Below are 9,455 nucleotides of genomic sequence, written 5' to 3'. Positions count from 1 at the left end.
CATGACCGACATCGCCGTCGACGATTCGACTCCCCCGAGCCTGCCCGACCCCCAGGCGATGCCCGCGCCCGCACTCCCGGCGCCCGACATGGCGGCGCCCGCGGCGCCGGCCGCACCGGCCCCGGACGCGCCCGCCATGCCCGCGCCGGGCCCGGCAGAGCCGGCGTTGCCGACCCTCTCCGTCGCGCCTGACGCACCCGCTGCCGCGCCGGCGCCGGCCCAGCGCCTCGACCTGATGCTCGACGGCGAGGCGCCGCGGCTCGCCACCGCGCCGATCGCCGCACCGGCGCCCGTGGCACAGCCGGAGGCACCGGCGGCGCCCACGCCGGTCGCGCTGGACGACGACGCCCCGAGCCTGCCCCAGGTCGCGCCGGAGCTTCCGGACACGGCGTCCGAACCGGTCGTCGAGCAGTCCGCGCCGGTCGGCGAGGGTCCCGAGATCGATCCCACGACGCTGTCCGAGCCGGCCGAACCGCGGCATCCGATGGCGCACCTGATGCCCGAGAAGAGCGCACCGTCGGAGTCACAGCTGCGCGCGGCGGCCATCCGGGCCGAGCGCAAGGCCAAGAGCCGCAAGATCAAGATCGGCGTGGCGGCCGGCGCCCTCGTCGTCGGTGCAGTGGCGGGCCCTCCCCTGGTCAGCTGGCTCACCGACGCCATCAACGAAGCCGGCAACGTCAGCACCGAGTCGGAGTGATCGCAGGCGCCCCAGGCGCCTCAGGGTTCAGCGATCGCGGCGGGCGCCGCGTGCGTTGCGGCGATCGACGCGCACCTCGATCCGATCGACGCGGACCTCGGCGACCTCCGCGAGGCGCTCGATGATCGTGCCGCCGAGGAACTTCACCTGCGTGGCCCACGCCGGGTCGTCGACCTCGACCACCAGCACGCCGCCGTCGAGCTTGACCGGCTGCACGTGTTCGGCCACCTGAGCGCCGACCGCCTCGTCCCACCGTCCGAACAGGCCACCCACTGTCTCGCGACTGGGGCCGCGCAGCGATCTGACGACGCCGTCGAGTGACGTCGAGAGCGGGATCGGATCGCGGTCGTTCATGGCACGGACCCGGATGAACGCGTCGCAGCCGACGTTCACCGGTCGGCGACGACCGTACCGCCTCGGATCTCGAGCGTGCGTGCGGGTCGCGCCGCGGGCGGCAACGGCGACGCCGACGTGATGACGACCTGCCCGGCGGGCAGGTTGGCGAGCAGCGCCGTCGCCCGTTCCGGATCGAGCTCGGACAGCACGTCGTCGAGCACGAGCACGGGCGTCGACTCGGTCCGCTCGGCGACCAGGCGATGGGCGGCGAGCCGGAGCGCGAGCGCCAGCGTTCGCTGCTCGCCCTGCGACGCGTGGGTTCGCGCGGGGAGACCGTCGAGTCCGATCGAGACCTCGTCGCGGTGCGGTCCGACCGTCGAGACCCCGCGCCGCACGTCGGCCTCGCGAGCATCGGACAAGGCGGCCGCGAGCCCGGCGCGGCGCCAGTCAGGCTCGTACTCCAGCTCGACCGCGGCCGGCTCCCCGGCCAGCTGTTCGTAGGCCTCGGCGACCATCGGTCGACATCGTGCGACGAGCGTTGCGCGGGCGTAGCCGAGCTGGTCGCCGACCTCGGCGAAGCGTGCGTCCCACACGTCGAGGGTCACGGCGATCTCGTCGGTCAACCGGCCGCCGGCCTGCTTGAGCAGCACGTTTCGCTGCCGAACGACGCGATCGAGCTCGAGGCGCACCGCGTCGTACTTCGTCGCCAGCGCCACGAGCGCGTCGTCGAGGAACCGCCGGCGCTCGCCCGGCCCACCCTTGACGATCACGAGGTCGTCGGGCGCGAAGACGCTGACCCGGAGCGCGCCCAGCAGGTCGCGGGTCCGGGCCAGCTTCTGGCGGTTGACCTGCACGCGGTTCCGGCCGGTCCGCGACAGTTCGGCCTCGATCAGCACCTCCCGCCCGTCGTCGTCGCGCACCGTGGCCCGGATGACGGCGGCGCCGGCGCCGGCGCGCATCAACGCGTCCGGAGGTGCGCCGCGGAAGCTCGTCAAGGTGGCCAGGTAGGCGAGCGCCTCGGCGAAGTTCGTCTTCCCCTGACCGTTCTGCCCGAGCACCGCCGTGACCCCCGGGGTGAGATCGAACGACGCCGACTCGTAGTTCCGGAAGTCCGTCAGCTCCAGCTTCTCGACGATCATGGCCGGCCAAGCCTACGGTTCGGCGCGCCCGCGGATCGGGAACGCGCCACGTCGGGGAGGGCTCAGAGCCAGGTGCCGAGCGCGCCCTCGAGCGCCACGATCGTGTCGACGCTGACGTCGCTCTGGGCGGCCCGGCGGCGCTGCTCGGGTTCGTCGACGAGACCGTTCGAGCGGTCGAACACGTTGCAGTGGATCACACCCGCGAACCCGAACCGGGCGGCGCCGGCGAGCTCGTCGCTCGCCCCGTTGCCGACGTACACGGCCTCGCTCGCCGGGATGCCGAGCGGGTCGAGGGCGGCCCGGTAGGCGTCCGCCGCGGGCTTCATGACGCCGATGTCGCACGACCGGACGAAGCCGTGCACCAGCGGCGCGAACGGCGACTCGGGCCAGCACCGCACTTCTCGCTCGTAGCAGTTGCTGAGCACACCGACACGCGCGTCGGCGACGAGTCGGCCGACGAGCGCCACCATCTCGGGCTCCGGGTGGCGGAGCACGTCGTCGCGGGCGACGCCGAGGTACCCGTCGATCCGGGTCCGCTCGACCGGTGTCAGCGTCCGCCCCGACGGCCCGAGGTAGCGCTGCACGAGGTCGACGAGATCGACCGGCGTCGTCTCGCGCTCGTCGGAGGTCGTGTGCCACCACCGCCGGAGCGGCTCGAGGTCGAGACCGAGCAGCTCGGCGATCGGGTGCGTCACGTGGTAGCCCGGCGGACGCAGGTGTTCGGTGTCGACCAGCGTGTGGAACAGGTCGAACACCACCCCGCGGATCGCCATCACCCCATGCTCGCAGCCGGAGCGCGGCCGTGCAGGTGGACCCCAGGCGTCGCTGGGGGATTCGCCCGATGGCGGTCTTCGCCCGGCTCGCTCACCATGGACGCATGCCAGTTCACACGCCCTTGCCCCCGCCGACCCCGCGAGCAGAGGCCGCGCCCTCGCCCGACCGCCTCGCTCACCCGCTCGCGCTCGTCGGCGTGGCGGCGCTCGTCAGTTCGGTCGTCGCGCTCGTCACCGGGATCCCACTCGGTGCGCTCACGGCCGTCGCAGCTGCGAACGACTGCAGCCCGAGCGAGATGTGGTGTGACCTGGGCGCCGCGCTCCTCGGCGGCGCCGTGGGTGCAGCGGCGGCCGGCGTCGCCTACGTCACCTCCGGGGTGGTGATCGTCAGGCGCTGCCGACCGGCGGGTCGTCGCGCCGGCTACATCGTCGCGCACCTCGCAGTCCCGGTCGTGCTCATCGCGCTGGCCAGCCTGCTCGCCGGCCTCTGATCGACCGAATCCCTGCCGGCGCCCTGTGTCGCCGGCGACGGCGTTCCGGGGGCGACACCACGTCCACCGGGGAGTGCTAGCTTCGGCGTCGGCGGCGTGCCACGCCTCACCTGCGTCCGGTGCCCACGCCACCGGTGTCGAGCAGGCAAAGGGGACCTCGAGTGCTCGGCATGATCCTGGTTTCGATCCGACCGGCGTGCCCGGGCCGCGGTCGACGAGCGTGGGCCGTCGGTCGCGCGCCGCCGCGGCACGGAGAGACGGTTGAGATGACCCAGCAGGAATCCTTCAAGAAGCGGGTGCGCGCCCGCATGGCCACGACCGGGGAGCGCTACGCCTCGGCCCGGCGATCGCTGCTCGACGGCGAGCGGGCGGCGGGCGGGCCGGTGTGGATGTCGGAGCCCGAGATGAACGACGAGCGCGTCCGCGCCGCGACCGGCCGTGGTTGGGACGAGAGGTGCGACCTGATCGACGCCTGGCCCGGTCACACCGGCGGCCATGCGGCCGTGGCCACCCACGTGCACGACCGGTACGACGTGACGTACTGGTGGGCGCAGGCGATCACCGGCGGGTGGGAGCGGATCACGGGCCGACGCCTCCCGAATCAGATGGCCGACGGCACGTTCACCGCCGGCAAGTCCAAGACGGTGCCGGTGGCCGCTGACGAGCTGCGTGCGCTGTTGTTCGATGCGGACGCGCGGAGCGACCTCTTCCCCGGCCACGACACCGAGCTGCGCTCCAAGCCGACGTCGAAGGCGGTGCGGATCGCGATCGGCCCCGGCAGCGCCCTGTTCACCATCGAGCCGAAGGCGGACGGCCGCACCAAGGTGACGGTCAGCCACGAACGCCTCACGACCGTCGACGAGCTGCCGGCATGGAAGTTCTTCTGGGGCGAGTGGCTCGACGCCCTCAGCGACGAGTGACCGAGTGACCCGATCCCGGTCGTGCGTCGTGGCAGCGAGCGGCGAGCCGCAACGCGATGGTCGTGACCGCCCCCACCGACGCACGCGTCGAGCGGTCGCGACCATGGGGCTGAGCGGGGATCGAATCGTGCGACGGCAAGGCGCGACGAGCCCGAGCTGACTGCGGTCAGCGAGCGGCGAGACGCAACGCCGCCGCCATGATCGCCCCACCGACGCACACATTTGGCGGCCGCGGTTCTTGAACACCTGAGGCGGGATCGGTTCGCTCGAGCGCAAGGCGCGAGAACCCGAGTTGCCTCGGGGCAACGAGCGGTGAATCGCAACGCCGCGATCGGGCGAACCGGACCGCCTACGGCACGCGAACGGGCATGAGGAGGTAGAGGTAGTCGTCGTGGCCGACGCCGCGCAGCACCGCCGGCTTCATCGGGTCCATCGTCGCCAGCGTCACCTCGTCGCCCTCGACCGCCTCGATCCCCGACGCCAGGTAGTCCGGGTTGAACGCGATCGTCATCTCGGCACCGTCGTACGACGCATCGATCTCCTCGGCGGCGTTGCCGACGTCCTGGGTGATCGCGGTCAGCTGCAGGGTCTCGGCGCCGAGCGTCAGCCGCACCGGTGTCGAGTCCTGGGCGAGGATCTTCACCCGTCGCAGGGCCTCGAGCATCGCGTCGCGGCCGACGGTCAACAGGTTCGGATACGACGTCGGCAGCAAGTTGCGGGTGTTGGGGTACTCGCCCTCGATGAGCCGGGTGGTCAGTCGGGTGCCGGCGGCTTCGAAGACCGCCTCTCGTGCCCCCAGTCGGACCGTCAGCTCGTCACCATCGGTCAGGATGCGCTGGAGCTCGGCCAGCGCGCGACTCGGCACCAGCACCTTCTGGCCGGCGGCCAGCATCGAGGACTGGGGCAGATCGCGGACGGCCAGCCGGTACGAGTCGGTGGCGACCATCTTGAGGCCCTCGTCGTCGGACTCGATCAGCACACCCGTGAGCACGGCACGTGCATCATCGGTCGACGCGGCACGCACCACCTGCCGCAGCGCGTTGCCGACGAGCTCGCTGGCGAGCGTGACCGGTTCGGCGTCGGGCTCGACCTGCGCGGGATAGTCGCTCAACGACAGCGGCCGCACCGAGAACTGCGAGCGTCCGGCGCTGATCGACATCTCCTCGTCGTCGAGGCTGACCTCGACCGCACCGGCCGGCAGCGCCTTCACGATGTCGGCCACCAGGCGGGCCGGCACCACGGCCGAACCGTCGCCGTCGCTGTGGACCGGTACCGACAGCCTGATCGTCAGTTCCAGGTCGGTGCCGGTGACCGTCAACATCTCGTCGGCGACGTCGAGCCGGACTCCCGACAGCACGGGCAACGTGCCGGTCCGGCTCGTCGCCGCTCTGCCGGCGGTCGCCAACGCTTCGGCCAGGATCTCTCGCTCACAACGGAACTTCACAGTGCCGCCCTTCTCCCCAATGTGTGATGTATCGAATTAGAAGCAGTAGTAGGGGCTGTGGATTGGGGACAACCCAACGTTCCCCCAGCGTAGAGGCCGCGCGTCGCCGCGCGCCGTTGTCCACGTTCGTCCCCAGGTCGCGGATGACGCGCGTGTGATTCGGTGGATGAACGTCCGGTATCCACCAGCCGACATCCGGTTGTCCAGCGCGCTGTCCACACCTGGTGTGGGTGCACGGTCGTCGTCGCGGCCTTCACAGCTTGAGCTTCTGGACGACGTCGGTGACCTGCTCGTAGATCATCTTGCGCTCGCCCATCTGGCGCTGGATCTTCTCGACGGCGTGGATCACCGTGGTGTGGTCGCGGCCGCCGAACAGGCGGGCGATGCTCGGATAGCTCAGGTCGGTCTGCTCGCGGAACACGTACATCGCGATCTGCCGCGCAGTCACCAGCGGTCGCTGCCGGCTCTTGCCCTTGAGCGCCTCGACCTCGAACCCCAGGATCTCGGCGATGTCGGCGAGGAGCTCGTCCTCGGTGCGGGGCTTCGGCTCGGTGTCGGTGAGCAGGTCGGCGAGCTGCTGTTGAGCGAGGTCCGTGGTGATCGGCTCGCCGCTCAGGCTGGCGTAGGCGGTCACGCGGATGAGGGCACCTTCGAGCTCGCGGATGTTGGTCGAGATCTTGGTGGCGATGAACTCGAGGGTCTCGGCCGGCACCTGGACCTTCTCGCGTTCGGACTTGTTGCGGAGGATCGCCAGCCGCGTCTCGAGGTCGGGCGGCTGGATGTCGGTGATCAGCCCCCACTTGAAGCGCCCTCGCAGCCGTTCCTCGAGCGTCGGGATCGCATCGGGCATCCGGTCCGAGGAGATGATGATCTGCTTGTTCGCACCGTGCAGGGAGTTGAACGTGTGGAAGAACTCCTCCTGGAGGCCTTCCTTGCCCTCGAGGAACTGGACGTCGTCGATGAGCAGGACGTCGATCTCGCGGTAGCGGCGGCGGAGGCCGGCCATCGAGTTCGATCGGATCGCGTCGACGTACTCGTTCATGAACGTCTCGGTCGAGACGTACCGCACGACGTGGTGCTGGTAGTTGCTGTGCACGTAGTGGCCGATCGCGTGCAGCAGGTGGGTCTTGCCGAGCCCGGCCGACCCGTAGATGAAGAGGGGGTTGTAGCTGCGGGCGGGCGTTTCGGCGACCCGCAAGGCGGCCGCCAGCGCGAACTGGTTGGAGGCGCCCTTCACGAAGGTCTCGAACGTGTACCGGGGATTGAGGCCGGCCTCGTCGAGCGCGTCGGTCATCGTCGCGGTCGCGGGGTCGGTGACGGCGGTGGTGGTGTCACGGGCCGGCGGGGGCGTCGACGGGGTGATCGCCACGATCTCGGCGGTGTCGGGAGCGTGCGGTTCGGCGCCGATGATCACGTCGAACTGACGTTCGCCGGCCCCGATGTCGTGCATCGCGTCGGTGATGAGCGGGAGGTAGCGGGTCAGGATCCGGTCGCGGGCGAGGGTGCTCGGCACCTGGATGACGAGGCGCTGATGATCACCGTCGACCTGGGGTACGACCTCGGCGAACGTGGAGAGCCAGACCGACTCGGTGAGCTGGGCACGGAGCAGCTGCGCCACCGCCGCCCACACCTCGTCTTGATCACTCACCGCGGAACCTCCGGGACCCTCACGCACTGGCGTCCACACGCTTGTCCACAGGTGTGGACAACGGACCGGAGTCAGTGCAGGCGGAGCAACATAGCACGATTGCCGAGGGCCTCCAAAGAACGCCAACCGCCGGGGAATTCACGGGTTCGGCGGTGGTTGGCGCGGGTGCGATTCGCCCCCTAGCCTTGCCAGGTCGAGATGCGGCCGGCCGGTCGCCGGCTTGACGTGCATCAGCACCTGCATCAGATCGTGGCAGCCTGGCACCGTGCCGAGCCAGGCGCTCGAGGAGGACGACCGTGAAGCGAACCTATCAACCCAACACCCACCGCCGGGCGAAGAAGCACGGATTCCGGGCTCGCATGAGCACTCGTGCCGGCCGTTCGGTCATCAAGAACCGCCGCGCCAAGGGCCGCGCCCGCCTGTCGGCTTGATCCGTCGGATCCGCGAGCGGGCCGCCTTCGAACGGTTGGCGGCTCACGGCACGCGAATCCGCCGTCCGGCCCTCTGGTGCACCTGGTGTCCCGATCCCGACTCGACCTCGACGTCCGTGGCGTTCGCGATCACGCGCGCGCTCGGCTCGGCGGTGACCCGCAACCGGCTCCGCCGACGACTCCGGGTGCTGCTCGTCGAGTTCGACCGGGCGCAGCCGCGTCAGCCGTCGCTCCTGCTCATCGGTGCGACACCGAAGGCAGTCGAACTGACGTTCGACCAACTGCGGACGGAGCTGACCTTGCTGCTCCAGCAACTCCCACCGGCCTCCAGCGCCTGATGCTGCGGGCGATCGTCGGCTACCAACGTGGTGCCGAGGGTCGTCCGTCCCCGTGCCGCTTCTTCCCGTCGTGTTCCGAGTACGGCCACGACGCGATCCTCATCCACGGCTCGGGCCGCGGGCTGTGGCTGACCGTTCGCCGCCTGCTCCGCTGCCGTCCGTTCGGGCCCTCGGGGTTCGATCCCGTGCCGCTCCCCCATGACCGTCGCCGCGGTCGCCGTCAGGAAGGCTGACCCCGTGTTCGAAGTCCCCGGTTCCGTGCTCGCCTGGCTGTACGCCATCACACAGAACTATGCCCTCGCGATCGGCCTCATCGCGGTGCTCGTGATGATCCTCGTCACACCGCTGATCCTGAAGAGCACCAAGGGGATGCTCGAGATGCAGCGCCTGGCCCCCGAGATGCGCAAGCTCCAGGCGGAGTACCGCACCGACCGCCAGAAGCTCAACGAAGAGATGATGAAGCTCTACCAGGAGCACAAGGTCAACCCGATGTCCTCGTGCCTGCCGCTCCTGGCGCAGATGCCGGTGTTCATCATCATGTTCCGGATCCTGACCGGCATGACCTACCGGCCGTCGGGCGGCAACGAGCTCGTCGCCCGGGCGGTCCTGAATGCCGGCGGCGCACCTGAGACGGAGACGATCGGGTTCTTCCCCCGGTACCTCTCGGAGTCCTCCGACCTCTATCAGTCGCTCGTCCGGCAGGACGAGATGGACTCGCTCGGCCTCGACCTCTCGCTCTCCCCCGCCGAGATGCTCGGCGAGGACTTCACCCGCGGGTTGATCTACGCACTGCTCGTCGTGTTCCTCGGCGGTCTGTACTTCTTCCAGCAGCGCATGGTCGCCGCCCGCGCCGCCGTCAGCCCGACGATGTCGCCGGCCCAGCAGAAGCTGATGCAGTACCTGCCGGTCGTGTTCGCCGTGTTCCAGATCTTCTTCCTGCTCGGCCTGGTCGTGTACTACATCGTCCAGTCGGTGCTGCGCATCCTGCAGCAGTTCTACATCACCAAGCGCTTCTACTCGGGTGACGAGTCGCTCGGACGGCTGGCCCAGGCGGCGAGCAACGAGGCGCGCGAGCTCGCCAAGAAGGACGGTGGCGGCACGAGCCCGTTCGCCCAGGCTCGACGCGACATGGCCGATGCCAAGAAGAACGGCGAGCGTCGCGCCGAGGCCAAGGCCAAGAAGTCGGGCAAGAAGGAGCCGGCCAACGCCCGGCCCGAGGTGCGTCCGTCGAAGCGGAC

At 70.3% G+C, this 9,455-nt stretch carries 11 protein-coding genes and 1 pseudogene; 7 read left to right on the top strand and 5 right to left on the bottom strand.

What is annotated here, in order from left to right; translation table 11 throughout:
- Window positions 1-697, top strand: a pseudogene (locus tag QNJ12_RS21660) (hypothetical protein); the annotation flags it as partial.
- 27 nt (window positions 698-724) lie between these two features.
- On the opposite strand, the gene QNJ12_RS21655 reads toward QNJ12_RS21660, so the two are convergent.
- The 3 genes from QNJ12_RS21655 to QNJ12_RS21645 all read right to left on the bottom strand — a co-directional run bounded on the left by QNJ12_RS21655 (window position 725) and on the right by QNJ12_RS21645 (window position 2,945).
- Window positions 725-1,051 (bottom strand): DUF721 domain-containing protein, encoded by a 327-nt coding sequence (locus QNJ12_RS21655; protein ID WP_300625883.1) that lies wholly within the window; start codon window positions 1,049-1,051, stop codon window positions 725-727.
- Between the two features lie 35 nt (window positions 1,052-1,086).
- Window positions 1,087-2,172 (bottom strand): DNA replication/repair protein RecF, encoded by a 1,086-nt coding sequence (locus QNJ12_RS21650; protein WP_300625881.1) that lies wholly within the window; start codon window positions 2,170-2,172, stop codon window positions 1,087-1,089.
- A gap of 62 nt (window positions 2,173-2,234) precedes the next feature.
- Window positions 2,235-2,945: an HAD family hydrolase gene (locus tag QNJ12_RS21645; RefSeq protein ID WP_300625880.1), complete on the bottom strand. Its 711-nt coding sequence runs from the start codon at window positions 2,943-2,945 to the stop codon at window positions 2,235-2,237.
- A 104-nt stretch (window positions 2,946-3,049) separates the two neighbouring features.
- Here QNJ12_RS21645 and QNJ12_RS21640 point away from each other — a divergent pair, with 104 nt between their 5' ends.
- Entirely contained in the window at window positions 3,050-3,436 is a 387-nt protein-coding gene (locus QNJ12_RS21640) for a hypothetical protein (protein WP_300625878.1), read from the top strand.
- A 266-nt stretch (window positions 3,437-3,702) separates the two neighbouring features.
- Window positions 3,703-4,356 (top strand): hypothetical protein, encoded by a 654-nt coding sequence (locus tag QNJ12_RS21635; RefSeq protein WP_300625876.1) that lies wholly within the window; start codon window positions 3,703-3,705, stop codon window positions 4,354-4,356.
- 349 nt (window positions 4,357-4,705) lie between these two features.
- On the opposite strand, the gene dnaN is transcribed toward QNJ12_RS21635, so the two are convergent.
- Together dnaN and dnaA are read right to left on the bottom strand one after the other, a co-directional pair.
- A complete protein-coding gene (dnaN, locus tag QNJ12_RS21630) occupies window positions 4,706-5,800 on the bottom strand; it encodes a DNA polymerase III subunit beta (protein WP_300625875.1) in 1,095 nt (364 codons plus the stop codon).
- A gap of 253 nt (window positions 5,801-6,053) precedes the next feature.
- Window positions 6,054-7,430 carry a chromosomal replication initiator protein DnaA gene (gene dnaA / locus QNJ12_RS21625; RefSeq protein WP_367281836.1) on the bottom strand — a complete coding sequence of 459 codons (1,377 nt, stop codon included), beginning with the start codon at window positions 7,428-7,430 and terminating at the stop codon, window positions 6,054-6,056.
- Window positions 7,431-7,744: 314 nt separating this feature from the next.
- Here dnaA and rpmH point away from each other — a divergent pair, with 314 nt between their 5' ends.
- The 4 genes from rpmH to QNJ12_RS21605 form a co-directional block, all read left to right on the top strand.
- Window positions 7,745-7,879, top strand: a complete 135-nt coding sequence (rpmH, locus tag QNJ12_RS21620) for a 50S ribosomal protein L34 (protein ID WP_300625873.1) — start codon at window positions 7,745-7,747, stop codon at window positions 7,877-7,879.
- Window positions 7,876-8,217, top strand: coding sequence for a ribonuclease P protein component (locus QNJ12_RS21615; protein ID WP_300625872.1), 342 nt, complete (start codon window positions 7,876-7,878; stop codon window positions 8,215-8,217). Before rpmH ends, QNJ12_RS21615 begins: the two co-directional genes overlap by 4 nt.
- Window positions 8,217-8,450, top strand: coding sequence for a membrane protein insertion efficiency factor YidD (yidD, locus tag QNJ12_RS21610; RefSeq protein ID WP_300625871.1), 234 nt, complete (start codon window positions 8,217-8,219; stop codon window positions 8,448-8,450). The genes QNJ12_RS21615 and yidD overlap by 1 nt, the downstream gene beginning before the upstream one ends.
- 4 nt (window positions 8,451-8,454) lie before the next feature.
- The coding region (locus QNJ12_RS21605; protein WP_300625869.1) for a YidC/Oxa1 family membrane protein insertase at window positions 8,455-9,455 on the top strand (1,001 nt) is incomplete at its 3' end.

The organism is Ilumatobacter sp., assembly GCF_030065885.1.
Lineage (GTDB): Bacteria > Actinomycetota > Acidimicrobiia > Acidimicrobiales > Ilumatobacteraceae > Ilumatobacter.
Note: the sequence above shows the minus strand (reverse complement) of the source record. Positions and strands in the feature narration are given on the sequence as shown.

Bases quoted from the DNA above. Each gene is read 5' to 3' on its own strand.
- QNJ12_RS21655 (WP_300625883.1), bottom strand. From the start codon at position 1,051: ATGAACGACCGCGATCCGATCCCGCTCTCGACGTCACTCGACGGCGTC.
- QNJ12_RS21650 (WP_300625881.1), bottom strand. From the start codon at position 2,172: ATGATCGTCGAGAAGCTGGAGCTGACGGACTTCCGGAACTACGAGTCG.
- QNJ12_RS21645 (WP_300625880.1), bottom strand. From the start codon at position 2,945: ATGGCGATCCGCGGGGTGGTGTTCGACCTGTTCCACACGCTGGTCGAC.
- QNJ12_RS21640 (WP_300625878.1), top strand. From the start codon at position 3,050: ATGCCAGTTCACACGCCCTTGCCCCCGCCGACCCCGCGAGCAGAGGCC.
- QNJ12_RS21635 (WP_300625876.1), top strand. From the start codon at position 3,703: ATGACCCAGCAGGAATCCTTCAAGAAGCGGGTGCGCGCCCGCATGGCC.
- yidD (WP_300625871.1), top strand. From the start codon at position 8,217: ATGCTGCGGGCGATCGTCGGCTACCAACGTGGTGCCGAGGGTCGTCCG.